The sequence below is a fragment of the Winogradskyella sp. PC D3.3 genome (genome assembly GCF_054366245.1).
Genome location: NZ_CM135962.1, coordinates 3,416,262 through 3,442,396, shown reverse-complemented (window position 1 = coordinate 3,442,396; position 26,135 = coordinate 3,416,262). Strand labels below are relative to the sequence as shown.

Sequence of the window (26,135 nt, the reverse complement as noted above, 5' to 3'; positions counted from 1 at the left end):
TAAAAAGTAACGCCCAAAATAAATAAAAAACATGAAAGAAGGAATCGCAGGTAAAATCGCCAAAGTCTTTATGCAATCGAAGCTTACAGTGCTTTTAATGATTGTATTTATGGTGGTTGGTGTCTATAGTTCATTTTTAATACCACGTGAGGAAGAACCACAAATAGATGTGCCAATGGCAGACATTTTTGTTGGTTATCCTGGCGCAAGTCCAACGGAAGTAGAATCGCGAGTGATTAAGCCATTAGAGCAATTAATATCTAACATCAAAGGTGTAGAATATGTGTATTCGACATCGATGAAAGAGCAAGGTATGGTCATCGTACAATTTTATGTGGGCGAAGATATTGAACGTTCATTTGTAAAATTATACAACGAAATCAACAAACATATGGACCAAATGCCGCAAGGTGTAACGTTTCCGTTGGTAAAAACACGTGCGATCGACGATGTGCCGATGTTGGGATTAACCTTGTGGAGTGAAAATTACGACGATTACCAATTAGGTCAAATGGCACAAGAGCTAGAGGCCGAAATTAAAAAGGTAAATGACGTTGCTATTACCCATAAAATAGGTGGAAGAAACCGCCAATTACGCGTGGTTTTAGATAAAGATAAATTGGCTTCAAGCGGTTTAGATTTCTTATCGGTTTCAGAAATGATTAAGGCGAATAACAGTCAATTGAGTTCTGGGAGTTTTGATAAAAATGATACGGAGTTTCTAATTAACACAGGGAAGTTTTTAGAATCAGTGACCGATGTTGAAAATTTAGTAGTTGGGGTACAGCAAAATCAACCCATCTATTTAAAACAAGTCGCTAAAATTATTGATGGACCAGAAGTGCCCCAAAATTATGTGAGTTTAGGCTTCGGTAAAGGAAGCGTAAAAGCTGAAGATTATAAATCGGAATATCCTGCAGTTACTATTTCTGTAGCTAAAAGAAAAGGTGCAGATGCCATGAAAATTGCGGAAGTGATTATAGACAAGGTAGACCATTTACGTAGTACGTTAATTCCTGATGATGTGCATGTTGAAATTACAAGAAACTATGGAGAAACAGCGTCTCATAAAGTGTCAGAATTACTGTTACATCTTATAGGTTCTATATTTGCAGTAACCATTGTTGTAATGCTAGCCATGGGTTGGCGAGGTGGATTAGTCGTGTTTTTATCCGTGCCAATTACGTTTGCGTTAACTTTGTTGAGTTACTATATGATGGATTACACATTAAACCGAATCACGCTTTTTGCATTAGTGTTCGTAACCGGAATCGTGGTGGATGACTCCATTATTATAGCCGAAAATATGCATAGGCATTTTAAAATGAAACGCTTGCCATTTAAACAAGCGGCTTTATATGCAATTAATGAAGTAGGTAATCCAACCATATTAGCCACATTTACGGTAATTGCTTCGGTTTTACCAATGGCTTTTGTTTCAGGATTAATGGGGCCATATATGGCACCAATGCCAATTGGAGCATCAATTGCTATGATTTTATCGCTATTTGTAGCTTTAACAATTACACCATATTTAGGGTATATTTTCTTAAGAGAAAAAGATAAAAAAGGAGCAGAAGAGCAACCTGAAAAAGCTGTTGAAGACACGCTTATTTATAGAATTTACAATAAGTTTGAAAGACCACTTTTAGAAAGTAAAGGTAAACGTTGGTTGTTTTTATTAGGAACCTTCGCTGTACTAATGGGAACGATGGTATTATTTTTTACCAATTCGGTAGCCGTAAAAATGTTGCCTTTTGATAACAAAAATGAATTTCAAGTCGTGATTGATATGCCAGAAGGGACTACGTTAGAACGTACAGGTGTTGTGGCTCAAGAAATTTCGCAATACTTATCCACACGACCAGAAGTGGTGAATTATCAAAACTATATTGGAACGTCTGCACCAATAACCTTTAATGGTTTGGTACGTCACTACGATTTACGTGGTGGATCTAATATGGCAGATATTCAGGTGAATTTAATTGATAAAGAAGAGCGTACAGCACAGAGTCATGATATTGCTAAATTATTACGACCAGATATTCAGAAGATCGCTTCAAAGTATAATGCCAATGTGAAGTTGGTAGAAGTACCACCAGGACCACCGGTAATGTCTACCATTGTTGCAGAGGTTTATGGCCCTGATTACGATGAGCAGATTAAAGTCGCTAAACATGTAGAAACCATCCTTAATAATACGGATGATGTTGTGGATGTAGATTGGATGGTTGAAGCAGACCAAACCGAATATCAATTTGAGATTAATAAAGAAAAAGCGATGTTATATGGTGTGGCACCACAGCAAATAGCGTATACCATGAACATGGCATTGTCTAATAGAGCAGTTACTAATTTATATGATGAAGATGCCGTGAACCAGATTGGATTGGTATTAGCTTTAGATGAAAAAGAAAAATCGACCATTACCGATATTTCCCAATTAAAAGTAAAATCGAAACAAGGTAATTTAGTGCCAATTGCCGATTTAGTTACTATAAGTAAAACTATGGCAGCAAAAAGCATTTCACGTAAAAACCAAAAACGGGTGGTTTATGTAATGGCAGATATGGCAGGCGAATTAGAGAGTCCGGCGTATGCCATTTTAGGAATGGAAGAAAAGTTAAAAGAAATTCCATTACCTCCAGGTTATGCCATAAATGAAATGTATTTAGGACAACCAGAATTTGAAGATGATTATACTGTAAAATGGGATGGTGAATGGCAGATTACTTTAGAAGTGTTTCGAGATTTAGGTATTGCCTTTTTAGGAGCTATCATCTTAATCTATATCTTAATTGTAGGATGGTTTCAAAACTTTAAAGCACCAATCGTCATGATGGTTGCGATTCCGTTGTCTTTAATAGGGATTATTCTGGGGCATTGGATTATGGGAGCATTTTTTACTGCAACATCTTTTATAGGCATGATTGCTTTAGCCGGAATCATGGTAAGAAACTCAGTATTACTGATTGACTTTATCAACTTAAGAACCGCAGAAGGTATCCCGTTAAAACAAGCCGCAATCGAAGCAGGAGCTGTGAGAACCACACCAATTTTATTAACTGCGGGAACGGTTGTTATTGGAGCTTTCGTGATTTTGTTTGATCCAATTTTCCAAGGATTAGCAATCTCATTAATGGGAGGAACCATTGTGTCAACAGTATTAACATTGTTGGTGGTACCATTAGTGTATTATATGATAGAGAAGAAGAATTATAAATAATGTTCCGTCTCTTCGAGTGGTTTTTGAAGAATGAATAAATTTTATCGAGAAGTTTTAATGGTTCTCGATACAATCCCGAAAGTATTCGGAATCACTGGAACTGACGAAATTTTAAATAATAAAAATATCTTCCCAAAAATAGCGTAGATTTTTGCAGGAAAACACCATTAAAATTTGCGATTATCTGCGTAATCAGGGGGAAACTAAAACACAAACAAATGAAATTAGTTATAGTTACAGCCGTAGAACAGTATCAAAAAGAAGTATTGAAGCTTTTTAAAAAAGCAAATATTGAAAGTTTTAGTAGTTCTGATATTGATGGTCATAAGAACGGATCATCATTATTAATGACTTCTAATTGGTTTCCTGCAGAAAAAGGAGGAAACGAATCTAGTATGTTCTTTTCGTTTACAGATAACGAACACATTGATGCTTTATTCGAAGTCATAAAAGAATTCAATGAAAATTTAGAAACTAATAATCCTATAAAAGCGATTGTAGTTCCTATTGAAAGATTTATATAAACTTAAAAATTAATTAAAATGTTAAATACATATTTTAGAGTCATCGTTGGTGTCATGATATTATTAAGTGTGGTGCTTTCTGTATACGTAAGTCCTAATTGGATGTGGTTTACGGTATTTATTGGTGTGAATTTAATTCAATCGGCCTTTACAAAGTGGTGTTTGTTAGAAACTATTTTAGTAAAGTTAGGCGTAAAGAAAGAGGGGGGAAGTTGCTCGTCTTGTTAATTTTGTATAATGTAGTGTAACAAATTAATTCAGTTTGCGTCCTATTACTGTAAAATCATTAATCATGGAATCAAATTATCACACGCTTAAACGCACAGACAATCAATTATTAGTCATTACGCATTTGTCATAATTACTAACGTATGTGACAGGTTTCGGTGGACTTTTAGCACCATTAATTATTTGGGCTACACAGAAAGAACAAGTTGATGGCATGGATGCTCATGGAAAATCTATAGTGAATTTTCAGTTAAGCATGCTCATCTATTCTATAATTAGTATTCCGTTAATCTTCGTTGTTGGATTAGGAATCTTAACTTTAATATTAGTTGCAATTTTGGCATTTGTAATGCCAATAATAAACGCTATAAAGGCTGGTAATGGAGAATTACCTAGCTATCCATTGTCTTTTAATTTTATTAGTTAATCATTAAAGTAATGGAATAGAAAAGGCTCACCTAATACTTGGTGAGCCTTTTTTTATTGAATTAATTAGCAAAAAAATCTTAATTGTTTAGCATTACAGGCATTACAAGCATTGTTACATGTTCTCCTTCATCTAAACCATCAATTGGTGTTAAAATACCAGCTCGGTTTGGTAAGCTCATTTCGAGTTGAACATTATCAGATCCTAGATTATTAATCATTTCGGTTAAGAAGCGCGAGTTAAAACCTATTTGCATATCATCTCCTTGATAATCACAACTTAAACGCTCTTCTGCTTTGTTTGAATAATCAATATCTTCAGCAGAAATATTTAATTCTGCACCAGCAATTTTTAAACGAATTTGGTGAGTTGTTTTGTTAGAGAAAATACTAACACGACGTACAGAATTTAAAAATTGTGTTCTATCAATTACTAATTTATTTGGATTTTCTTTAGGAATTACCGCTTCATAATTTGGATATTTTCCATCAATTAAACGACAAATTAATACTGAGTTTTCAAAAGTAAACTTGGCATTAGATTCGTTGTATTCTACTAAGACATCATCATCACTTCCTGCTAAAATACCTTTTAAAAGATTTAAAGGTTTCTTTGGCATAATGAATTCTGCAGTTTCCGTTGCACTAACATCGTTTCTAGTATATTTTACCAATTTGTGCGCATCAGTAGCTACAAAGGTTAAATTATCTTGAGAAAACTGAAAGAACACACCGCTCATTACAGGTCTTAAGTCATCATTACCAGCAGCAAAAATTGTTTTGCTAATCGCTGTTGCTAAGATGTCTCCCATAATGGTTGTTGTACTAGCATCTTCAATAGAAACTGCATTTGGAAATTCTGCACCATCAGCATAAGCTAAAGCATATTTACCATGATTAGAGCTAATTTCTACCGTATTATTTTCTTCAACAACAAAGGTTAAAGGTTGTTCCGGAAAGGTCTTTAAGGTGTCTAATAATAATCTTGCTGGTAATGCAATGCTACCTTCAGAATCACTCTCAACATCAATCGTTGCAGACATTGTCGTTTCTAAATCACTCGCCGAAATCGTTAATTTTGATAGGCTTAGTTCAAATAAGAAATTATCTAAAATAGGTAGTGTATTACTGTTATTAATAACCCCTCCTAATACTTGAAGTTGCTTTAATAAATAGGTACTTGAAACAATGAATTTCATGTGTTATATCTTAATTGTTTTTTATTCGACACAAAGAACACCTTAATGAAAATTTAAGATAAAATCCGACCTCATAAGGTTATGATGTTTTATGCTGAATAGATGTGTTTTATACTTTTAATCGGTATTACAAATATATCTTAATAGAAGGGTTTTTTAAAACAAACTTATTAACAAATTATGGCCTTTGGGGCTAAAATCAATAGTAAAAATGAACGCAATTTAAGAGGCGTATTTGCGTTTTCTTAAATAGTTAAATATAAAGCCAAAGAGGCCTAAAAGTATGAGTGGCAAAGCAATATTAATAAATTGCCATGTCGATTTATTATCTTTAATTTTATCAGCATCTAAAAAAGCCACATTTATTTCTTTAGATCTTATGTTTATAAGTCCAGAATCATCCAATAGGTAATTTACCGAATTAAGCAGAAATTCTTTATTTCCAAATGATTTTCCTGTGAGTTGATCAAAGCCTAATTCTTGAGGTCTGTTTCTTATAACATCATTTCTAATAAGGTCTCCATCCGAAATTACAATCATTTTTGTCGCAGGACTTTTAGATTTAAAATTCTTAACCTTAAAAGGTAATATACGTTGGTCATAAACCGAAGAAAATTCACCTTCTAAAAGCACAGCTAAATTTTGTGGACCTAAACTGTAACTCGCTTCATCTGGCGCCTTAGTAACATTAGCTAACGAAATTGTGCTTGGAGCTCCTTCGAGTTTTGATTTTGGGGAGCTTTGTAGTAAGATTGATTTTTTAACACTGTTTTTTAAGGTATCAATCGGACTCGCAAAATCAAATTTCACTAAGTTTAAATTCTTAGTAATCGAATGATTAGGGTTTGATGCTGCTAAAGGAGAATATTGCCATTGTATGGGTTGCATTTGCGCTTGACTACCTTCTCCAATCGATAACATAATTGGAGCAGAGTAGAGGTCTTTGACTAAAGATGGGTTGACTCTTACTCCGTATTTAAAGAAAAAATCATTCAATTGTAAATCACGCATAATGGAAACACCAGTACCTGCTTCATTATACAAACTGTCTTTATCCATAATAACAGACTCTGTAAGCCATAGACTTTTACCTCCATTCATGGTGTATTGGTCTAAAACTAACTTTTCCTTTTCTGTAAAAGGAATACTTGGTTTTGCAGCAATAATTAAATCGTAATCTTTAAGCTTATCTAAGGTGCCTTGTGGATTGGTGGCGACGCTATCTAAAGTAAATTGCGCTAGATTATAATATGGTTTTACCGTTTTTAGAAAGTCAGCGATGTATAAATCGTCTAATTCTCCATTACCTTTTAAAATGGCTATTTTTTTAGTTTTTGCATTTACCAATTTACTAAAACCGTCGGCAAAGGCGTATTCTAAAGCTTGTACCGAATTATTAATTTGTTCTTGCAAGCCTTGTGTGATGCTCCGCTTTAAAAGTGAAATTTTTACCGTTTTACCTTTGTAGCTTGCAAAAGCCCATGGGAAAATAATATCTTGTTTTACTTGGCCTGTACTATTATCGGTGTTGATATAAGGTTCTAATCCGGATTTTGTTAACTCTTCAATGTTACGTTGACGTGTAGTTTCATCTTCAATAGGATTAATGTAATTGACAAAAATCTGTTTTGTTTCAAGTTGAAATTCATCTATAATTTGTTTCACTTCAGTTTGAAGTAATCTGAACTCTGAAGGAAAGTCCCCTTCTAAAAACACATCAATTATTAAAGGAGAATCTAGGTCGCTAATCAAGTCTTTTGAAACATCAGAAAGCGTATAACGATGGTCTTTTGTTAAGTCGAAACGCTGATATACGGAACTCGAAATCATATTAACGATAACCAATCCAACAATAATAACGACAATATATAGTATAGATTTATTTGTTTTCATTCCCAAATGTTATTTCTTTTTGATAGGGTTTTAGAGCGATGACTTTATCATCTTTAAACGTAATTTCTACACATTCTCTTTTATCTGTAAATGCACCAGGTTCTATACCAAGTGCGTAGTTCCATTTGTTAGTATCGTGTGCTTTTTTTGCATCATCCCATGTTAACCATTCGGCTTTGCCTAAAAGTATTGTCACTTCATCTTTTGACACGCCAATCAACGTATCAGATGCTATAGTGTTATCAATCATTTCGTAACGTAAGGCAGGTTTTTCTATCCAAGCTTCGCTATCAAAATATTTTTGATGGTGATAATTGCTTACGATATTAAGAAACGGATAGAACATAAAGAAAAATACCAATGGTGTTAGTACTAAACTGATTAATCCGGTAAGCCATTTGCGCTTGTCAACCGTGTTTAAAAACAAAAACAGAAGCACAAATACAATGAGCAAGAATATTACTAATAAGGGAGTGACAATCATACTATTGTTTTTGAATTCTCAGTGTTGTGAATAATAAAAAGGCAAAGGAAATACTTATAAAATAGACTAAATCTCTTGTGTCTATGACACCACGACTCATACTGTTGTAATGTGCCGCCATCCCTAGGTTTTCTATATAAACGAGGCCATCAATAACATTGTAATTGGAAAGGCCTTCAAATCCAAAATAGAAAAAGAAGCAGATAAAAACAGCAATAATAAAAGCGACAATTTGATTATCAGAAAGGGTAGATGCAAAAACACCAATTGCGGTATAAGCACCAACGAGAAATAGTAATCCAAAATAGGATCCAACAGTACTTCCCATATCGAGATTGCCTTCAGGATTTCCTAATTGAGAAACGGTGTAAACATATAATAAGGTCGGAATTAGAGCCATTAAGATAAGTGCAAAGGCACCAAGGTATTTACCTAATACAATCTGAAAATGTGATATCGGTTTCGTTACCAACAATTCTAAAGTGCCTTGTTTCTTTTCATCACTAAAACTACGCATGGTTACTGCAGGTACCAAAAAAATAAGAATCCATGGTGCCAATAGAAAGAATGAAGATAAACTAGCTAACCCATTATCTAAAATATTGAATTCACCTTTAAATACCCACAGAAATAAGCCGTTTAATAATAGAAATACACCAATAACTAGATAACCTATTGGTGAGGCAAAAAAGGTATTGATTTCTTTTTTTAATATTGCTAACATATAATCTTGTTCGTTCGGTTGTTGCACGTTAAGCTTTTAGCAAAACGTGGTACGTTGTTTATTTATAATTTTAATGAATAGATTGTCTTGTCCTTCGTCCGCAACATAATAGTTTTATTTGAGTTTCAAATTTAGGACTTATAATTTATTAATCTAAACTCACTAATTTATCGACACTCCAAGCTTCGGGTTTAGCATTAAATTTGGGTTTGGTATTTGCCCAAACCTCTTTAAATAAATCCGAATGCCTGTAATTATTTAAATCGTCTTCTGAAGTCCAATAACTATAGGTGAAAAAAATATTACTGTTGTTCTTATCGCGATATAACTCTAAAAAATTACAGCCTTCAAAATTTCGAATCTTTTCTTTAACTGTTTCAAAGTTAGCCAAGAAATCTTCGATCTTAGACGGTTCAAAACTCATTTTTACAATTCTTACTAACAAAGCTTATGGATTTATGAAGTTAACGGTTACAGTATCCATGGTTTTCAAACCCATTAAAGTAGAGGCGCTACCAACGGTACTATTATTACTTTTATAAACTGCGATTTCAATATAGTTTGATGAATTAAACACCACCATGCCTTTACCTTCAACATTTCGTTTAAACTCATCATCGTCATCATTTAAAATGTCGCTATACTTATTAAATATGGTTTTAAATTTATGGCTTCTTGCGGATACTTCGTATGCTCTTCCTTGTTGAATCGATTCAAAAAACTTGCGTTTTATGTTGGTAACAACATTGCCGTAATTATCAATATAAATAACACTACCAATGATTTGATTGTGTTCGTCGTTTACAAACGGAATCAAATTTTTAATAGGTTTTATGGTGTTAATAGCTTTTCCGATGACATCTAAAGTTCCTCCTCTTGCAATATGGCAGGCAACTTTTACAAAAATGTCTAAAACAGGGAAACTAGTTTCAACTCTGTCATGGATGTTAATCTCAACAATTTTTTCTGGTGAAATTTCAGAACAAATCATACTCATAATACCGTTATTGGCACATATAAAGTAATGATCGTTTAATTTAACTGCAATATGTTTGTTTTCAGGGCTTAATTCAGAATCAATTCCAATCATGTGAATCGTTCCTTTTGGAAAACTACTGTAGGCGTTTTGTATAATATATGCCGCTTCAGAAATGTTAAAAGGCGAAATAGAATGTGATATATCTACAATATTAATCTGCTCAAGCTCGCTATAAATAGATCCTTTTATGGCTCCTACAAAGTGGTCTTTCTCTCCAAAATCAGTCGTTAAAGTGATTATCGCCATGGATATATTATTGAAATTTTTTTAAGGATTATGGTTGTAAAATTATTAGATTTGTGTGTATACAACAGAATTACAAAATTAATAAAAGAAAACATATTAACACACTAAATGTAGCTCGCTTTTGAATGAACTTATCCTAGAACTCGAAGAAATATCTCCAAAGGAATTCTTCGGAGCGCAAAATGCTAATATTGAACTTCTAAAAAAGTACTTCCCTAAACTTAAAATAGTCGCTAGAGGCAACAAATTGAAGGCCTATGGTGATGAAGAATTACTTGATGAGTTTGATCGCAGAATGACCATGTTGATGAAGCATTTTGGCAAGTATAATAAGCTTGATGAAAATGTGATAGAGCGGGTACTAACAAGCCAAAGTAGTGATGATTATTCCACCTCTGCTAAAAGTGATGAAGTCTTGGTGCATGGAGTCGGAGGAAAACTTATTAAAGCGCAAACCGCAAATCAGCGTAAGTTGGTAGAGAGTATGCGGAATAATGATATGGTTTTTGCAATTGGTCCTGCAGGAACAGGAAAAACCTATACAGGTGTAGCATTAGCTGTACAAGCCTTAAAGAATAGGGAAGTTAAACGTATTATTTTAACGCGTCCTGCGGTTGAAGCAGGTGAAAACTTAGGGTTTTTACCTGGTGATTTAAAGGAAAAATTAGATCCGTATATGCAACCATTATATGATGCGTTGCGCGATATGATTCCACATGAAAAATTAGAAAGCTATGTAGAAAAAGGAGTCATACAAATTGCACCTTTAGCCTTTATGAGAGGGCGAACTCTAGATAATGCTTTTGTGATTTTAGATGAAGGTCAGAACACCACGCATGCCCAAATGAAAATGTTCTTAACCAGAATGGGCAAGAACGCCAAGTTTTTACTTACAGGTGATCCTGGACAAGTAGATTTACCACGTCGTACGATTTCCGGATTGAAAGAAGCCCTTTTAGTATTGCAAAACGTGGAAGGGATTGGTATGATATATTTAGATGAAAAAGATGTCATTCGTCATAAGCTTGTTAAGAAAGTGATTGCCGCTTATAAAAGTATTGAAAATAGAGAATAGTGTTTAAAATGGTTTAGTTCAGTGTTGTAGGTGTTTTGGGTTTTAAATTATATAAGATTAAAGCGAAATCATATAAATATTTTAGACGCAATGCTGTATAAATTTGCCGATATAACTAAAACTTATAACAACATGAAGAAAGTATTTTTAATTATCGGAATATCATTAGGATTAAGTCCTTTATTTGCTCAAGAAGAAGACATCGATTTGAATGCCGATAATTCTTGGCTTAAGGTAGGTTTAACAGCAGGCATACCAGTAGGTGATGCCGATGATGTCTCATCGTTTACTTTAGGTTTAGATTTGAGAGGACAATACCTGTTTAACCCTAACTTAGGAATTGGTTTAGCTTCTGGTTACACTAATTATTTTGGAAAAGATGAGAATGATGATTTTGGTATCGTTCCACTTGCAGGATTTATTCGTTATTATTTTACGCCTGATGGCCTGTTCTTTGGCACCGATTTAGGTTATGGTTTTTTAACTGGCGTAGACGACAATGAGGGTGGACTCTATATTAATCCACAAATAGGTTACCATAATCGCGATTGGAATTTTTACGCATACTACCAAAACACTTTTGCAGAGAATGATATCGATATACAGTCTATAGGGATTGGAGCAACTTATAATATTAGGTTGAAATAAGATAAACCACATAAAAGTTAAATTAAAGAGGAGAAAGTTTGTTTCTCCTTTTTTTATGGAGTTTATTGTTTCACCCAAGTAAAGAAATTACATTTGTAGTTCACAACTAAATGATGATTAAATGAACACCATAGTAGATACCAATTTCAACTTTCCAAATCAGAAAAGTGTTTATAAAGGCAAAGTAAGAGAAGTCTATAATATTAATGATGAGCAATTGGTGATGGTTGCCACAGATCGTCTTAGTGCTTTTGACGTGGTGATGCCTAAAGGGATTCCTTACAAAGGCCAAATCTTAAATCAGATTGCGACTAAAATGATGAAGGAGACTGAAGATTTAGTGCCTAATTGGTTGGTGGCTACACCAGATCCGAATGTGGCTGTTGGTCATTTATGTGAGCCTTTTAAGGTTGAAATGGTTATTCGTGGTTATATGTCTGGCCATGCCGCTAGAGAATATAAAGCAGGAAAGCGAATGTTATGCGGAGTTGAAATGCCAGAAGGCATGAAGGAAAATGATAAATTTCCTGAAGCGATTATTACACCTGCAACAAAAGCTGAAATGGGTGACCATGATGAGGATATCTCTAGAGAAGATATTTTGAAAAAAGGCATTGTTTCTGAAGCGGATTATATTGTTCTTGAAGATTATACGCGAAAATTATTTCAACGCGGAACAGAAATTGCTGCAAATCGTGGATTAATTTTAGTGGATACCAAATACGAATTTGGAAAAACTAAAGACGGAAAAATTGTACTGATAGATGAAATTCATACACCAGATTCTTCACGTTATTTCTATGCAGATGGTTATCAAGAGCGTCAAGATAAAGGTGAAGCACAGAAGCAATTGTCTAAAGAATTTGTGAGACAATGGTTAATTGCAAACGATTTCCAAGGTTTAGAAGGACAAACTGTTCCTGAAATGAGTGATGCTTATATTCAATCTGTCAGTGAACGTTATATTGAATTATATGAAAAGATTACAGGTGATACCTTTATAAAAGGAGATCTTAGTGATATTCAAAATAGAATAGAAACTAACGTTTTAAACTATTTGAGTTAAAACCTTAGTGATTGCAAAATAAGGCTAAGCGTTTTGCCGCTATATGATGGTTGTTTTTTGATTAGTTGTGTGTTGTTATTTAAAATTATAATGTGTTTTTAGTGTATGAGTATGTTGCTCAACATGATAGGCAGTCCACATAACAATCTCTCTAACCGGCATTTTTCCCATTAATGGATGTGGTAACACAACAGTATCTAAATTTTCATCGCTAATGCGTCTAGTTTTATATTGTAGTTTTTTAGCTTCTGTTTGTAGCCTATTTAAAAGGTACTGTTTGTCTGAAGGTTTAGGGATTTTCATATTTTGAGATCCTTTAAACGTTTTGCCTTTGGCATTTTTTAAGCGTTCGTTATAGCGTTTTACAATAGTATCATAAGATCTAATAGGCCTATTGGCTTTACCATATTTAAAACGCAATAAAAATTTTGGCATACTTAAAGCATTGTTTAATGGAATAATGCTTTGTAGTAAATGTAGTACTTGCTGACCTGTTGTCCATTTTCCTTCTGGTCCAAGTGTCCAAGATTCATCTGTTTGGTTTTGTAACCAAATAATTAATTCAGAATGCTTGGCGTCGATTAAATCTGCAATATCATCTTTATGCATTTGAAAAAATTTTATAAAGAGAAGATAAGAATTAATTTTAATAGAAACACAACTTATTTTTAATAAGACTTAAGAGTTTAGTCGCTTTTGAAAACGAAAGTGGCATTGCGATTTTTAAATTTTAATCTTCAGCTTCTTTCTCTTGAATTATGATTTTATCTTTCTTAAAAATGGGTACTAAATAAGATAAATTAAATCCAAAACCTCCACCAAATCGGCTACTATCATAAGTTCTATTATAGCCAGGAACATAAAGGTTTTCGTAATTATCGATTTCTTTTTCTGAAAGCAAGACTTTTAGTTGTACATTGAATCCTGCATAGAAGTTATTAAAGAGTTCCGCCTTTAATCCAATTTGTAATTCTGTCCAAAGCGCCGTTAAGCCACTAAATTCTTGTCCTTCTTCCACCGTAAAACGATCTCCCCAGTATTGGTTGTTCACATCATATACGGTATAGTTATTTAGTTTTTGACTAAACGTACTTGCACCAATTCGAATTCCGGCATAAATCAGATTTTCCATATCCAGCCAGTTTTGATAGAAATTCATATCCAATCCAGCTTTAAAATAACTACCTTTTGTGGTATTGTTTAACACCTCATTTTCAAGAATACGTTCTTCGTTTCCAATTTCACCAGCAATATAAATACGTTTGGTTAAACGATAATCACCCATAATTTCAAAACCAGAATAGTCATCATCAAGAAACGTTCTTGCCAGTTTACTTATATCAGCACCAAGTCTAAGGCCATACTTTTGCTTGTATACTAAGGTATCGTTTACTGTTTTTTTCTTTTCTTGCGCAAAAGCCATTGTCGAAAACAACAGCAATATGATTACGCTTCTAGTGATAGATGCGTACATGAGTTGTGTTTTCATTTTCTATACTTGCTTGTGTGGTTTCTTCGATTTCGATATTGGTAATCCATTGATTATCATCTGTTAATCTTGCAACTCCTATGTTCTTAAAATTACTTTTGTAACCGCAAGCTCTAGACACGTAAACAAATTCAGTATTATAAGAGATTTCTATAATATCGATATTTGAATTTGTCAAAGGATCATCATCGAGCCTAAGATCGGTGTCTTTTTCTAAGATAAAGCGTGTTGTTATAAGTTCTTGTTCGGCTCCAACTATTAGTGGTAATTCTACTGAATTTGCAATTTCGTTGAAGAGCAACGTGGCATCCGAAGATACAGTAGGATCACTTATTGGGTTGCCGTCATCATCTAATACTCCCTCACCATAAACCGTAATTCGGGTAACATCTAATAATTCATCAGTCTCTGAGGCATCATAGAATTGTACTATTAATCGAGGTGTGGTTTGTGTAGAGGCAGGGCAAATATCGTCGCGTTCGCAATTGACAAGTGCTATGGCTATAAATAAGACTAAAAATTTTAAGTTTTTCATTTACTTTTTCTCAAATAACACAACCGTTTCAATATGCGCTGTATGCGGAAACTGATCGACCAAACTTAATTTTTTAATGGTGTAACCCGACTCCATTAATTGTTCTGTGTCTCTGGCTTGTGTTGCTGGATTACAAGATACATAAACCAAACGTTCTGCATTTAGGTTTATTATTTTTTTAAGAGTTTTTGGTGCAATTCCGGCTCTCGCAGGATCTAGAATAATCGTTCTAATTTTATTAGTATATTCAGGATGTTCTGTTAAAAATTTACCAACATCGGCAGCAAAGAATTTTAAACCTTCAATATTATTTCGTTTGGCATTTTCTTTAGCATCTTCAATAGCAGCAGCCACAATATCAACTCCAACAATTTTAGCGTTATCAGATTGGTTTGCTATAATTTGACCAATGGTTCCTGTGCCACAGAATAAATCTAAGACCACCGTATTATCAATAGCATCTTTGTTTTCTAAAGCATAATCGACCACTTTAGAATATAACTTTTCAGCACATTTAGGATTGGTTTGAAAAAAGCTTTTCATGCTGATTTCAAAATTTAAGCCTAATAATTCTTCAACAATTTTATCGTCGCCATACACTAGAGAAATACTTCCGGTTGTAGCAATTGTTCGATCTCCAGTTTCGTCGTTAATGGTATGTAATAAACCAGCAACACGATCGCCAAATAATTCGACTAAATAATTCGCGAATTTATCTAAATCAAACTCTGGTAAATCGTAAGAGGTTGTAACTAAATTAAAAAGTAATTGATTGGTTTTAAACGATTTTCTAACGACAAAATACCTAAAAAAGCCTTCTCGTTTTGGAGGATGCCAAGGGGCTAATCCGGTTTTAACGCAATAGGCTTTGATGTCTTTTAAGCGGTTTTCAAATTCAGCATCAAATAAACCAGAATCTTTTTTTAGATCATCACCACACCACCATGTACCACGTTTTTTAAAGCCTAAGGTAAATTCATCGACATCGGTTTTTAAGTCGTGATTATAACCAATAGCAGAAAAACCATATTCCATTTTATTTCTATAATGAAATGTGTTTGGAGAGCTTACAAATTCGTCAAACTTAGCTTCAATATCAGCAACTTTACCAATGCGCTTAAATAACTCTAAGGTGCTTTGCTTTTTATAGTCGTGCTGCTTTTCAATAGGTAAATTAATATAAGGAGCACCAGGAATGCTTTGGTAAGGCATGTCTATTTCATCTTCCGATGGTTTCAAGACTTCAAAAAGTTTGCATTCGGCGTACTTTTTACTGGTCTTTTTTACCTGTCCTTTTACCAATTGACCAGGTAATGTATTAGGAACAAAAACAACAAATTCTCCATGTTCATTTCTAATACGACCAATACCTTTGCCGCCAAAAGCGTAGTCTTCAATTAAAATCTCAATGATTTGTCCACGCTTTACAAATTTATTCCGTTCTCTCTTTGGCATTTCTTATAATAATTTGAGTGCAAAGATATTCTTATTTTATAAATAGTTAGAAGGAATGTGGTCTGTATAATAGAGATTAAATTAAAAATTTTTAAACCAAGTGTAATCATTTTTAGAATTTTATAGTCTTTATCTTCAAAAAAAACAGAGTAGGTATTATTTCATATAAGATTCTTTGTAAATTGCAGACCTCTAAGGGATGATTTCTTTCCCACGCTGAATTTTCGGACACATCGAAAGGATAAAGGTAGATAAGGAATGGATATTTTATTCATTTATTAAATTATTTTTAAAATGGCTGTTATAGACCAATTAACATCGCAAGAAGCGATAGATTTAGAAAACAAATATGGTGCGCACAATTACCATCCACTACCAGTAGTATTAAGTAGAGGAGAAGGTGTATATGTTTGGGATGTAGAAGGCAAACAATATTACGATTTTTTGTCTGCTTACTCTGCCGTTAACCAAGGGCATTGCCATCCTAAAATTGTTGCTGCTATGACTAAGCAAGCACAAACACTAAGCTTAACATCAAGAGCATTTTATAATGACATGTTAGGTAAGTATGAAAAATATGCTTCCGAAACATTTAATTTCGATAAGCTTTTACCCATGAATACAGGTGCCGAAGCTGTAGAAACAGCTTTAAAACTTTGTAGAAAATGGGCTTATGAAGTTAAAGGAATTGATGAAAATGAAGCTGAGATTGTTGTATGTGAAAACAACTTCCACGGAAGAACAACAACAATCATTTCGTTTAGTAACGATCCTATAGCACGTAAAAACTTTGGACCTTATACGAATGGTTTTATAAAAATTGAGTACAACAATTTAGAAGCTTTAGAAGATACGTTAAAAAATAATCCTAATGTTGCTGGCTTTTTAGTAGAACCAATTCAAGGTGAAGCTGGAGTTTATGTGCCAAGTGAAGGGTATTTAGCAAAAGCAAAAGCGATATGTGAAGCTCATAATGTTTTATTTATTGCAGACGAAGTACAAACAGGTATTGCTAGAACAGGAAAGATGTTAGCTGTAGACCATGAAAACGTTAAGCCAGATATTCTAATCTTAGGAAAAGCCTTATCAGGTGGTGCATATCCTGTGTCTGCTGTTTTGGCAAATGATAACATTATGAATGTTATAAAGCCAGGAAATCACGGAAGTACGTTTGGAGGAAATCCAATTGCTGCGGCAGTGGCTATTGCAGCTTTAGAAGTTGTTAAGGATGAAAATTTAGCAAACAATGCTCAAGAATTAGGAGACTTATTTAGAAGTGAATTATCTAAATTTATTGAAACAAGTTCTATTGTAAATTCAGTAAGAGGTAAAGGCTTATTAAATGCTATTTTAATAAACGATGATGAAGACAGCGATACCGCTTGGAATATTTGTTTAAAATTAAGAGATAACGGTTTGTTAGCAAAACCAACACATGGTAATATTATTCGTTTTGCTCCACCTTTAGTAATGACGAGAGAACAATTATTAGATTGTGTGTCTATTATTACTAAGACTTTAAAAGAGTTTGAAGTTTAGAAATTACGAGATAATAAGCATAAAAAAAAAGCGATTTTCTTAATTGAAAATCGCTTTTTTATGTTTTGTAGATAAGACTATTGTCCCATCATTTCTTGCATTTTCTCTTGCATTAATTCTTGATTTTGTAAAGTTTCCCATCCAAAATAAGAAATAATCCATAGTATATAAGCTACCATTAAGATACTTAAAACGACACCAATAATTCCCATTATTCGACCTGCTTTAACATTTCCAAAACCTGAATAACTTTCAGGTGCTTCCATGTATACTTTTGTGGCTTTACCACCAAGAATAATTGCTACGATTCCGAAAATTAATCCAGGTAAACCGTAACAACAGCAGCCAATAATTGATAAGATTCCCATGATTAGGACTAAGGTACCATTTGGTATTTGTTGTTTCTCCATTGTGTTAGTTGTTTTAGTTGGTTAAAAAGGTTTTTATGATAAAACTTATTACAATAATACTAATATTTAATAAAAAAAGCCCAAAAATTATTCTATGACCGTTTTTAAATTGAAATTTAAGATGCAATACTAAAAAAGAAAATAGGACAATAAGCGAATAAATTGCAGGATACATATAGAAAGCTCCAACAAAATCTCCACTTAAAATTAATGAAATAGAGCGTTGCATACCACAACCCATACAATCGATATTAAACGTTTGTTTCCATAAGCATGGTAACATATAATCATCAAGTCCTTTTACGAGTATTAACATTTTGCTAAATTAACAATTTGCTAAAAACTATTGTTATTGCTGTAAATATTTTTCTAAACCTTACTTTTGCGAATAATAATTTGATAGTTATGAATATCTCAAGAAGTATAAATTTTATTTGCATCGTTGTCGGTGGTGTTGTCGCTATTTATGCACAAGCACAACAAGAACAAAACACCTATATCTTAATGGGTGGTATTGTATTATTGGTTTTTGGTATTTATAGAACGTCTAGAAATATACCGAGCAAATTTGATAAAGAAGAATCTTTTATAAAAACAGAAAGAGAAGATGAAGTTTAAAGTTGGCGATACTGTTGAAACTATTGATGATGCTATTTCTGGAATTATAACAAAAATTTCAGGAGACACTATTACTGTTGAAGATACTGATGGCTTTGATATTACATTTGAAGCTCGTGAACTTATGTTAATGGCTTCGGGTCATAGTTTAGAGAATGCTGTTTACAATACCGATTTCGAAGCTGTAAAAAAAGAGAAAGCATCCAAAAAACGAAAGTCAGAACCTACAGTTAAACCAAAAGAACGTCACGCTCCAAAATTTGAAGTGGATCTGCATATTCATCATCTCACAAAATCGTCGAGAGGGATGTCTAATTATGATATGCTTAATCTTCAATTAGACACGGCTAGAGGTCAATTGGAATTTGCCATGCGAAAACGTATTCCTAAAGTTGTATTTATACATGGAGTAGGAGAAGGCGTATTGCGACAAGAGTTAGAAACGTTGTTTAGTCGCTATAATAATGTGCAATTTTACGATGCCGATTATAAAACTTATGGTTTTGGGGCCACAGAGGTTAGAATTTTACAAAATATTGAACCTTAATCGTCTTCAGGATCAAAGTCTTCTATAACCGTGGTTAATGTACCAAGGTTAATTTCTGTAGCTCTGAAAATCGTTAAATCGGTGTCTTTAACTATAAAGTTGGTTGTAACAGTTCTTGTATATTTATTCTCAAAAGCATCATAATCTTCAAAGTCATAGGGGGTGTCTTCCAACGGATTTAGATAAAGTAGTACTAAAACCCCATTAACAGCTATACGATCATCACCAGGACCATTTTCTCCATTAGCGTCTTCTAAACGTGTTGGAATTCCGTCGCCATCGTCATCAGGGTCTAAATAATTTGGTATACCGTCTCCATCTGTATCTAAAGGATTCGTTAAAGGATCACCATCTCCGTCTTCATCTAATTCGTCAAGTTCATTTTTTGTTAATACATTATCGCCATCATCATCGATATCGAGATAATCTGGTATACCATCTCCGTCTGTATCTTGAGGGTTGTCTATACCGCCTGGACCGTATTCAAAAATACTCGGAACGCCATCATTATCATCATCTACAAAGGTAGAGATTACTTCCACAGTTCCAGAACCCGCTTCATAGTCTTCTCGTATGGTTAAATTATAAGGCGGGACTACAGCACAAATATCACTAGCACTTAATTCTCTATTGTAGGTTCTATATATGAAACGAATTGTTTCTTCGTTAATCGTTAATTCTGTAGGTACGTCTACTGTGGTAGCTGATGTAAATAGCGCATCATTAGTGGTAGACTTTGGGAATATTAAAATAAGCGCTTCATTAGGATCATCTCGTGTGTCATAGACTAAATGATAGTCTTCAAAATTATCACAGTATGCTAATTCTTCATCAAACTCTAAGTCTACTGTTAAGATATCACCATCATCGCAGGTGGTTAAAAACGCAAAACAACATAGTATAAAAAAACGACGGATCATAGATTCAATTTTTAACAAAAATAACGGATTTGTAAAATTATAACACTCCATTATCTAAATAATTTTATTTACAATATTTTTGTATCAGGAAATCGGCATGTTTAAAATTATATCATTCAAAGAAATGATTTGAAATGAAAGACTTGTTTGCGTCTCTTGAAGCCGAAGTATGGCTATGAAACAATAATAAAAACATATGACCTCAGTATATTTAGATAACGCAGCAACCACAGCTTTACGACCAGAAGTTGTTGAGCGTATGACGCAAGTCTTAAACGAAAGTTATGGAAATGCATCGTCTACACATAGTTTTGGGCGCTCGTCAAAAGCGCTTTTAGAACAGTGTAGAAAAAATATTGCTTCTTATTTTAATGTTTCGGCTTCAGAGATTGTTTTTACATCTGGAGGCACAGAAGCTGATAATTTGGCGATGCGAAGCGCTGTAAGAGATTTAGGTGTTACCGAAATAATTACGTCTAAAATTGAGCATCATGCCGTTTTGCATACAGCAGAACAACTACAAAAAGAATACAACATAGACATACGCTACGTGGATTTAGACGATTGTGGTCTCGTAAATTTCATACATTTAGAGGAATTATTGCAATCTGCGAGCAAGCCATTAGTAAGCTTAATGCATGTGAATAATGAAGTTGGTAATGTTTTAGATCTTTCAAAAGTAGCCCATCTTTGTATAACATATAAAGCCTTGTTTCATTCGGATATGGTGCAGTCTGTGGGGCATTACAAAATAGATTTGAAAGATATTCAAGTTGATTTTATGGCGGCGAGTGCGCATAAGTTTCATGGACCAAAGGGGGTTGGATTTTGTTTTATACGAAAAGAATCAGGTTTAAAACCGTTGATTTTTGGTGGAGAACAAGAACGCGGTTATAGAGCTGGTACAGAAGCGACGCACAATATTGTAGGTATGGATGAAGCCCTAAAAATAGCCTATACCAATCTTGAAACTGATAAGACATACGTTTTAGGTTTAAAGGACTATTTTATTGAAGAACTAAAAAGTCATTTACCTAAGGTTAGCTTTAACGGTTGTTGTGAGGCTTCAGAAAATAGCACATACACCTTAGTTAATGTCTGTTTGCCTATTGCGCCAGCAAAAGCTCCGATGTTACAGTTTCAACTCGATTTAAAAGGGATTGCATGTTCAAAAGGAAGTGCTTGCCAAAGTGGAAGCAGTCAACAATCACACGTGTTATCGGCAATTTTAAATGATGAGAAATTAAAACAACCTTCTGTCCGTTTTTCTTTCAGTATATATAATACAAAAGAAGAATTGGACTATGTGGTCAGTGTTTTAAAAGAATTTGTAATTGGAGTTAGTTCTTAATAATGATTTTTTGAGACTTTCCAACTGTGTTTGTTTGAGTTGAAACATTAACAACATAAACACCATCGCTTAATCGCAACGTAGAAATATCATACTCGTTTTCAATACCATCAAAGTTAGACTGTAATATACGCTTACCAGTAATATCAACTATTTCAATAGTTTTAACATCTAAGCTATTTGGGTTTTGTACCATCAGTTGATGTTTGCTATTATCTTGTAGAATATTTAAAGATGTGACATCAAACTCATCAATACCTAGAGTGTTTTCTGTTGTAAATACAATTTCAAAACGATCGGTATAGCTTCCTGGTTCAATATTTAATTCATAATCTAAATTCCTTAAGTTAGTATAAGAATCAGTGTTGTTATCATGAATGTAAATCCCTTGAGAATCATCAAAATTCTGAATGTCAAAAATTCTAAAGCGTAACGGCTGCTGTTGCTCAATATTAATAACTACAGGAATTACTAATGCGTCTTCAAATGGAAACGCCTGACCAGAATACACCTTGTCATCTAAAGAAAAATAGGCGTCTGAGTTATAGCTTTCTGTTCGGATTAATTCTAATCCATAATCAAATCCGGCAGTTGCAGAATCATGAAAATTCAAAATCAATTGCCTTGTGTATTGTGATGCATCATCAATAAAATCGACATTAATTCTAAAGCGCTTATAATCTTCAGGTATAATAGAGAGGCCATTGTCTTGGTATTGAATTCCTGAGGGTTCAGTCGTTTCAGAAGTATTAGAATCATTCGAGTTGCTTCTAAAAAAATAACTATCACCATCAGATTCTTTTGCAAACGTACGATGTGAGTTTCTTGCATATACTTTTGCCGGAACACTAGGTGTGCCTGCTATACCTTCAACCATAAAGCCTTGCCCGATTGGTATATAGCGTGAGGCTAGTTTTGTTCCAGAGCCTCCTGGACCAGGTGGTAAAGGAAATGGTCCATTATCCTGCTCGTCATAAGTAAAGAAAACAGCAGGAGTGCTAGTTATAATTGCACCAGCAGCATCTATTGTAAATAAAGAGTACCCTCCAATATAATCTTGTAATACATGCGAGGGCACATTACCATCTTGTTCCCAGAATTGTAGTGTGCCATTAATTGATGCTTGGTTATCTGCATCATGAATGAATGCAGCAGCATCCATAGCACTAGGATACGGATTGCCGACTAAAGTATTTAAGCCATTTGCAACATCATTCGTAATAGTGCCATTATTTGGTTTGCCTCTAAAATCATATAATTGGCTACCTGTTAAACCCGTTCCATTGCCTTTCATTGTAAAACCAAGACCTGGTTTGATATTGCCAGTAGAACCAACAAAAACCCAATCGAGATATTGATCGGATGTTTGATACGTCCATAACCAACGTTGAGCTATAGTTAATGGGCTAGAAGAGCCATCATAACTAGAGGTAAATAAAGCATCAGCACTAGAGATTATTCCTGTAGCATCATCAATTAAATTAACGCGTGCATCTTCATTTCCAAAAGCGGCTGAATTATTTCCAACAGGCGAACACCAATAATTATAACTCCATTGGTTTACGGTTCCCGTTTGGTAGACACTTAATTGACCCAAACCAGAATTACCAGTAGTTCCATCACCTTGAAGCAACTGAGCTTCATCTCTTAGGTATATTTTAGAATTGGCATCATCAATATTAACAGCATCTGTAACATATACTTGTTGGTCTTTTACAAAGAGATAGGCGTCATTTTGAACACTAAGTTGAGCAAAAGAAATGCTACAGCAAAGGAGCAGAAATGAACTGAGGGAAAGTTTCATAATTCTTAATTTTTGAACTAAAGTTTAAAAAGCGCAGTCTAGAGTCTTCTAAAAGCTTTAGTTCATCAAATTTAAGTAAATAAAATGATTTTGTTTTGCTGAATTCATCTAAAAGCATACTCATTTCGCTCTAAAACAAGCGTATAATCTAAAAACGAGCAGACAATCTTACATTAAAAACACGAGGTGTTAAATAATTTGGAATAGCATATTGGTTTTTACTATAAACATCTCTCACCCAAGTATTCGTAATAGAGTTTTGGTTATTAAACATATTATAGATTTCAAAGCCGATAGATAATTCTCTAAAGGCTTCTTTCCATTTAGAATTGTATGTTTTTTCTGGATTAATTATCTCGTATGAAATCCCCAAATCGGCACGTCTATAATCACGCAGTCTCAATTGATAATTATAAGGATCGGCATAACTAGGTGATCCGCCAGGTACTCCTGTGTTGTAGACTAAATTCAAATACATTTTTAAATCTGGCATGTTAGGCACGTAATCCTGAAATAATGCTCCAAATTTTAAACGCTGATCCGTTGGTCTTGCAATATAACCACGATTATCAATGTTTTCTTCCGTTTTTAAATAACCAAAGCTAAACCAAGATTCTGTTCCTGGTACAAACTCTCCATTAAGCCTTAAATCTAAACCATAAGCATAGGCTTTAGCATTATTATCTGCACTGTAGCGAATTCTAACATTCTCTAATGTATAAGGATTAACATCTGTCATCCCTTTATAATAGGCTTCGCTAACCAATTTAAATGGTCGGTCCCATAGTTCAAAACTATATTCGTTTCCTAATACTACATGAAACGATTTTTGCGCTTTTACGTTAGGTTGCACGGTACCTTCAGAATCTCTTAATTCTCTATAAAATGGAGGTTGGTAGTACAAACCTGCAGCAACTCTAAAGAGCATATCTTTTTCCCAGTTAGGTTTAATGGCAAATTGTGCTCTTGGACTAATCACCGTTTGTATTTTATTATCTGTAATCCCATCTCCATTTACCGTCCAACTATGTGTTCGAACACCAGCATTATAAAATACCTCATTACCATTCCAATCGGTTCGTTTGCTGTATTGCACAAAGGCTTGAAATCTATTGATTTGTACACGATTCGTTGCTCTCGTATTTTCAAAGGCAGCTAATGGTCCTGAAAAAGGATCATAAGGTTGTGTGTTAGGTTCACTAAATCGAGGAGGTCGTATTGAAAAACCAGCAGAATCAATAACTTCATATTCTACCAAACGATCTCTAATATCTTCATGGGTGTATTTTACAGACCATTCTACAGTACTTTCATCGTCAATTTTATAATCTCCTCGGTGTTCGGCATTAATAATGAAGGCATCTAAATCGTTACGAGCATGGGTGAGTTGACTACCAATACCTTCACTAAATTCCACTTCCCCCAGATTTTCATCTCCAATATTCGTATTAACTTCACCTAAACGGTATTGTGCTAAAATGTCGAAGTACTCTTGTTCTGTAGTATGGTAAGCCGAAGCAACAAGTTTGAGCGTGAGGTCATCACTAGCAAAATAATTAGCTTTAAAGGCTCCAAAATAAGTTTGGTATTCGTCTTTCTCTTGACCATCATAAAACACTAACAATGCCACAGGATCTTGTAACGTTCCAAAATTAGTTTGTCGATTTTGAGGTTGAAAGTTGTATTTGTTTGAAGAGATATTTCCCAAAAAGTTTAAATGAAACTTACTAGAAAAGCGATAGGTTAAATAGGTTTGCGCATCTGCAAAGACAGGTTCTACATTGCCTTCTGTTTCTAAACTGTTTAACAATAAACTATTGTCTCTATAGCGTACACCTGCAATACCAGAAAATTTACCATCTTTAGAAACGGTTTCTGCTGTAAGGCTTCCTCCAAGTAAACTTAAATCAGCTCTTATTCCAAAATTAACAGGATTACGATAGGTAATATCTAAAACAGAGGATAGTTTATCTCCATACTTCGCTTGAAATCCACCAGCTGAAAAATCAACATTATGAACCATATCGGTATTTACAAAACTCAAACCTTCCTGATTACCCGAACGAATTAAAAATGGTCTGTACACTTCAATTTCGTTAACGTAAACGAGGTTTTCATCAAAATTACCGCCTCTTACAGAGTATTGTGTGCTTAATTCATTAGAAATATTAACACCAGGTAAGGTTTTTAGAATATTCTCAACTCCAGGTTGTGCTCCTTTTATGGTTCTAATCATTTGTGGAGAAATTGAGGTAACTCCATCAACAGATTGTCTGGTATTTGTATTAATAACAACCGTGGCAATTTGTTCAACCTCAATGAGCATTACCGGATTGTACTCAATCTCTTGGCCATTTTTAAGGTTAAACTTTTGTTGGACGCGTTTGTGTGAAACGTGTGTAAAAATTATGGTTACTTCAGAACCAAAAGGAATTTTAAGTTCATAAAACCCATTACTATTGGTTGCGGTACCTTCGCCTGTACTCGCTTTTATGTTAACTCCTTCAATAGGTAAATTACCTTCATCTAATATAACACCTCTAATAATTGCGGATTGCGAAAAGGAAAGCAAACTAAACAGTAAGCTTATTAAGACTATATAATGTAAGCGTTTCAAATGGTTCTGATTTTTTTTAGTTAAGTTGAAATTAGAGTTTATATTTCAATCTTATATATTATGGTTGTTATT

Annotated in this window: 26 protein-coding genes; 11 read left to right on the top strand and 15 right to left on the bottom strand. The window is 34.0% G+C overall.

The window, feature by feature from the left end:
* Positions 1-31: 31 nt before the first annotated feature.
* The 4 genes from ACXGSQ_RS15185 (at position 32) to ACXGSQ_RS15170 (ending at position 4,405) form a co-directional block, all read left to right on the top strand.
* Positions 32-3,226, top strand: a complete 3,195-nt coding sequence (locus ACXGSQ_RS15185; RefSeq protein ID WP_458626998.1) for an efflux RND transporter permease subunit — start codon at positions 32-34, stop codon at positions 3,224-3,226.
* A 218-nt stretch (positions 3,227-3,444) separates the two neighbouring features.
* Positions 3,445-3,750: a hypothetical protein gene (locus tag ACXGSQ_RS15180; protein WP_458626997.1), complete on the top strand. Its 306-nt coding sequence runs from the start codon at positions 3,445-3,447 to the stop codon at positions 3,748-3,750.
* Between the two features lie 18 nt (positions 3,751-3,768).
* Positions 3,769-3,978: a YgaP family membrane protein gene (locus ACXGSQ_RS15175; RefSeq protein WP_458626996.1), complete on the top strand. Its 210-nt coding sequence runs from the start codon at positions 3,769-3,771 to the stop codon at positions 3,976-3,978.
* A 145-nt stretch (positions 3,979-4,123) separates the two neighbouring features.
* Complete coding sequence (locus ACXGSQ_RS15170; protein WP_458626995.1) at positions 4,124-4,405, top strand: DUF4870 domain-containing protein; 282 nt, start codon at positions 4,124-4,126, stop codon at positions 4,403-4,405.
* 79 nt (positions 4,406-4,484) lie between these two features.
* On the opposite strand, the gene dnaN is transcribed toward ACXGSQ_RS15170, so the two are convergent.
* The 6 genes from dnaN to ACXGSQ_RS15140 form a co-directional block, all read right to left on the bottom strand.
* Positions 4,485-5,603 (bottom strand): DNA polymerase III subunit beta, encoded by a 1,119-nt coding sequence (gene dnaN / locus ACXGSQ_RS15165; protein ID WP_458626994.1) that lies wholly within the window; start codon positions 5,601-5,603, stop codon positions 4,485-4,487.
* Positions 5,604-5,825: 222 nt separating this feature from the next.
* Positions 5,826-7,496, bottom strand: coding sequence for a gliding motility-associated ABC transporter substrate-binding protein GldG (gldG, locus tag ACXGSQ_RS15160; RefSeq protein WP_458626993.1), 1,671 nt, complete (start codon positions 7,494-7,496; stop codon positions 5,826-5,828).
* A complete protein-coding gene (locus ACXGSQ_RS15155) occupies positions 7,483-7,980 on the bottom strand; it encodes a hypothetical protein (RefSeq protein ID WP_458626992.1) in 498 nt (165 codons plus the stop codon). The genes gldG and ACXGSQ_RS15155 overlap by 14 nt, the downstream gene beginning before the upstream one ends.
* A 1-nt stretch (position 7,981) precedes the next feature.
* Positions 7,982-8,704: a gliding motility-associated ABC transporter permease subunit GldF gene (gene gldF / locus ACXGSQ_RS15150; RefSeq protein ID WP_458629370.1), complete on the bottom strand. Its 723-nt coding sequence runs from the start codon at positions 8,702-8,704 to the stop codon at positions 7,982-7,984.
* Positions 8,705-8,852: 148 nt separating this feature from the next.
* The gene (locus ACXGSQ_RS15145; protein WP_458626991.1) at positions 8,853-9,149 is read right to left on the bottom strand and encodes a putative quinol monooxygenase; all 297 of its coding nucleotides are present in this window, start codon (positions 9,147-9,149) and stop codon (positions 8,853-8,855) included.
* A 3-nt stretch (positions 9,150-9,152) separates the two neighbouring features.
* Entirely contained in the window at positions 9,153-9,989 is an 837-nt protein-coding gene (locus ACXGSQ_RS15140) for an SAM hydrolase/SAM-dependent halogenase family protein (RefSeq protein WP_458626990.1), read from the bottom strand.
* A 121-nt stretch (positions 9,990-10,110) separates the two neighbouring features.
* Here ACXGSQ_RS15140 and ACXGSQ_RS15135 point away from each other — a divergent pair, with 121 nt between their 5' ends.
* The 3 genes from ACXGSQ_RS15135 (at position 10,111) to ACXGSQ_RS15125 (ending at position 12,778) form a co-directional block, all read left to right on the top strand.
* Positions 10,111-11,064, top strand: a complete 954-nt coding sequence (locus ACXGSQ_RS15135) for a PhoH family protein (protein WP_458626989.1) — start codon at positions 10,111-10,113, stop codon at positions 11,062-11,064.
* 132 nt (positions 11,065-11,196) lie between these two features.
* A complete protein-coding gene (locus tag ACXGSQ_RS15130; RefSeq protein ID WP_458626988.1) occupies positions 11,197-11,712 on the top strand; it encodes a hypothetical protein in 516 nt (171 codons plus the stop codon).
* Positions 11,713-11,833: 121 nt separating this feature from the next.
* Complete coding sequence (locus tag ACXGSQ_RS15125; RefSeq protein ID WP_458626987.1) at positions 11,834-12,778, top strand: phosphoribosylaminoimidazolesuccinocarboxamide synthase; 945 nt, start codon at positions 11,834-11,836, stop codon at positions 12,776-12,778.
* A gap of 75 nt (positions 12,779-12,853) precedes the next feature.
* Here the strand turns inward: ACXGSQ_RS15125 and ACXGSQ_RS15120 are convergent, their stop codons facing one another.
* The 4 genes from ACXGSQ_RS15120 to rlmD form a co-directional block, all read right to left on the bottom strand.
* Positions 12,854-13,387 (bottom strand): DinB family protein, encoded by a 534-nt coding sequence (locus tag ACXGSQ_RS15120; protein WP_458626986.1) that lies wholly within the window; start codon positions 13,385-13,387, stop codon positions 12,854-12,856.
* A gap of 121 nt (positions 13,388-13,508) precedes the next feature.
* A complete protein-coding gene (locus tag ACXGSQ_RS15115; protein WP_458626985.1) occupies positions 13,509-14,267 on the bottom strand; it encodes a DUF6048 family protein in 759 nt (252 codons plus the stop codon).
* Positions 14,233-14,802, bottom strand: coding sequence for a DUF6452 family protein (locus ACXGSQ_RS15110; protein WP_458626984.1), 570 nt, complete (start codon positions 14,800-14,802; stop codon positions 14,233-14,235). The genes ACXGSQ_RS15115 and ACXGSQ_RS15110 overlap by 35 nt, the downstream gene beginning before the upstream one ends.
* A complete protein-coding gene (gene rlmD, locus ACXGSQ_RS15105) occupies positions 14,803-16,257 on the bottom strand; it encodes a 23S rRNA (uracil(1939)-C(5))-methyltransferase RlmD (protein WP_458626983.1) in 1,455 nt (484 codons plus the stop codon).
* 294 nt (positions 16,258-16,551) lie between these two features.
* Here rlmD and rocD point away from each other — a divergent pair, with 294 nt between their 5' ends.
* Positions 16,552-17,796 (top strand): ornithine--oxo-acid transaminase, encoded by a 1,245-nt coding sequence (rocD, locus tag ACXGSQ_RS15100; RefSeq protein WP_458626982.1) that lies wholly within the window; start codon positions 16,552-16,554, stop codon positions 17,794-17,796.
* Between the two features lie 77 nt (positions 17,797-17,873).
* Here the strand turns inward: rocD and ACXGSQ_RS15095 are convergent, their stop codons facing one another.
* Positions 17,874-18,206: a CCC motif membrane protein gene (locus ACXGSQ_RS15095; protein WP_458626981.1), complete on the bottom strand. Its 333-nt coding sequence runs from the start codon at positions 18,204-18,206 to the stop codon at positions 17,874-17,876.
* Between the two features lie 13 nt (positions 18,207-18,219).
* Entirely contained in the window at positions 18,220-18,522 is a 303-nt protein-coding gene (locus tag ACXGSQ_RS15090; RefSeq protein WP_458626980.1) for a DUF2752 domain-containing protein, read from the bottom strand.
* Positions 18,523-18,611: 89 nt separating this feature from the next.
* On the opposite strand from ACXGSQ_RS15090, the gene ACXGSQ_RS15085 reads away from it, so the two are divergent.
* Together ACXGSQ_RS15085 and ACXGSQ_RS15080 are read left to right on the top strand one after the other, a co-directional pair.
* Entirely contained in the window at positions 18,612-18,824 is a 213-nt protein-coding gene (locus ACXGSQ_RS15085; protein WP_458626979.1) for a hypothetical protein, read from the top strand.
* The gene (locus ACXGSQ_RS15080) at positions 18,814-19,371 is read left to right on the top strand and encodes a Smr/MutS family protein (RefSeq protein WP_458626978.1); all 558 of its coding nucleotides are present in this window, start codon (positions 18,814-18,816) and stop codon (positions 19,369-19,371) included. Before ACXGSQ_RS15085 ends, ACXGSQ_RS15080 begins: the two co-directional genes overlap by 11 nt.
* Here the strand turns inward: ACXGSQ_RS15080 and ACXGSQ_RS15075 are convergent.
* Positions 19,368-20,309 (bottom strand): hypothetical protein, encoded by a 942-nt coding sequence (locus ACXGSQ_RS15075; RefSeq protein WP_458626977.1) that lies wholly within the window; start codon positions 20,307-20,309, stop codon positions 19,368-19,370. The genes ACXGSQ_RS15080 and ACXGSQ_RS15075 overlap by 4 nt on opposite strands.
* A 178-nt stretch (positions 20,310-20,487) precedes the next feature.
* Between ACXGSQ_RS15075 and ACXGSQ_RS15070 the strand changes: the two genes are divergently transcribed.
* Positions 20,488-21,642 carry a cysteine desulfurase family protein gene (locus ACXGSQ_RS15070; RefSeq protein WP_458626976.1) on the top strand — a complete coding sequence of 385 codons (1,155 nt, stop codon included), beginning with the start codon at positions 20,488-20,490 and terminating at the stop codon, positions 21,640-21,642.
* Here the strand turns inward: ACXGSQ_RS15070 and ACXGSQ_RS15065 are convergent.
* Together ACXGSQ_RS15065 and ACXGSQ_RS15060 are read right to left on the bottom strand one after the other, a co-directional pair.
* The gene (locus ACXGSQ_RS15065) at positions 21,632-23,446 is read right to left on the bottom strand and encodes a T9SS type A sorting domain-containing protein (RefSeq protein ID WP_458626975.1); all 1,815 of its coding nucleotides are present in this window, start codon (positions 23,444-23,446) and stop codon (positions 21,632-21,634) included. The genes ACXGSQ_RS15070 and ACXGSQ_RS15065 overlap by 11 nt on opposite strands.
* Positions 23,447-23,594: 148 nt before the next feature.
* Positions 23,595-26,063, bottom strand: a complete 2,469-nt coding sequence (locus tag ACXGSQ_RS15060; protein ID WP_458626974.1) for a TonB-dependent receptor — start codon at positions 26,061-26,063, stop codon at positions 23,595-23,597.
* Positions 26,064-26,135: the final 72 nt, after the last annotated feature.

Bases quoted from the DNA above. Each gene is read 5' to 3' on its own strand.
- ACXGSQ_RS15185 (WP_458626998.1), top strand. From the start codon at position 32: ATGAAAGAAGGAATCGCAGGTAAAATCGCCAAAGTCTTTATGCAATCG.
- ACXGSQ_RS15180 (WP_458626997.1), top strand. From the start codon at position 3,445: ATGAAATTAGTTATAGTTACAGCCGTAGAACAGTATCAAAAAGAAGTA.
- ACXGSQ_RS15175 (WP_458626996.1), top strand. From the start codon at position 3,769: ATGTTAAATACATATTTTAGAGTCATCGTTGGTGTCATGATATTATTA.
- dnaN (WP_458626994.1), bottom strand. From the start codon at position 5,603: ATGAAATTCATTGTTTCAAGTACCTATTTATTAAAGCAACTTCAAGTA.
- gldG (WP_458626993.1), bottom strand. From the start codon at position 7,496: ATGAAAACAAATAAATCTATACTATATATTGTCGTTATTATTGTTGGA.
- ACXGSQ_RS15155 (WP_458626992.1), bottom strand. From the start codon at position 7,980: ATGATTGTCACTCCCTTATTAGTAATATTCTTGCTCATTGTATTTGTG.
- gldF (WP_458629370.1), bottom strand. From the start codon at position 8,704: ATGTTAGCAATATTAAAAAAAGAAATCAATACCTTTTTTGCCTCACCA.
- ACXGSQ_RS15140 (WP_458626990.1), bottom strand. From the start codon at position 9,989: ATGGCGATAATCACTTTAACGACTGATTTTGGAGAGAAAGACCACTTT.
- ACXGSQ_RS15130 (WP_458626988.1), top strand. From the start codon at position 11,197: ATGAAGAAAGTATTTTTAATTATCGGAATATCATTAGGATTAAGTCCT.
- ACXGSQ_RS15125 (WP_458626987.1), top strand. From the start codon at position 11,834: ATGAACACCATAGTAGATACCAATTTCAACTTTCCAAATCAGAAAAGT.
- ACXGSQ_RS15120 (WP_458626986.1), bottom strand. From the start codon at position 13,387: ATGCATAAAGATGATATTGCAGATTTAATCGACGCCAAGCATTCTGAA.
- ACXGSQ_RS15115 (WP_458626985.1), bottom strand. From the start codon at position 14,267: ATGAAAACACAACTCATGTACGCATCTATCACTAGAAGCGTAATCATA.
- ACXGSQ_RS15110 (WP_458626984.1), bottom strand. From the start codon at position 14,802: ATGAAAAACTTAAAATTTTTAGTCTTATTTATAGCCATAGCACTTGTC.
- rlmD (WP_458626983.1), bottom strand. From the start codon at position 16,257: ATGCCAAAGAGAGAACGGAATAAATTTGTAAAGCGTGGACAAATCATT.
- rocD (WP_458626982.1), top strand. From the start codon at position 16,552: ATGGCTGTTATAGACCAATTAACATCGCAAGAAGCGATAGATTTAGAA.
- ACXGSQ_RS15095 (WP_458626981.1), bottom strand. From the start codon at position 18,206: ATGGAGAAACAACAAATACCAAATGGTACCTTAGTCCTAATCATGGGA.
- ACXGSQ_RS15090 (WP_458626980.1), bottom strand. From the start codon at position 18,522: ATGTTAATACTCGTAAAAGGACTTGATGATTATATGTTACCATGCTTA.
- ACXGSQ_RS15085 (WP_458626979.1), top strand. From the start codon at position 18,612: ATGAATATCTCAAGAAGTATAAATTTTATTTGCATCGTTGTCGGTGGT.
- ACXGSQ_RS15080 (WP_458626978.1), top strand. From the start codon at position 18,814: ATGAAGTTTAAAGTTGGCGATACTGTTGAAACTATTGATGATGCTATT.
- ACXGSQ_RS15070 (WP_458626976.1), top strand. From the start codon at position 20,488: ATGACCTCAGTATATTTAGATAACGCAGCAACCACAGCTTTACGACCA.
- ACXGSQ_RS15065 (WP_458626975.1), bottom strand. From the start codon at position 23,446: ATGAAACTTTCCCTCAGTTCATTTCTGCTCCTTTGCTGTAGCATTTCT.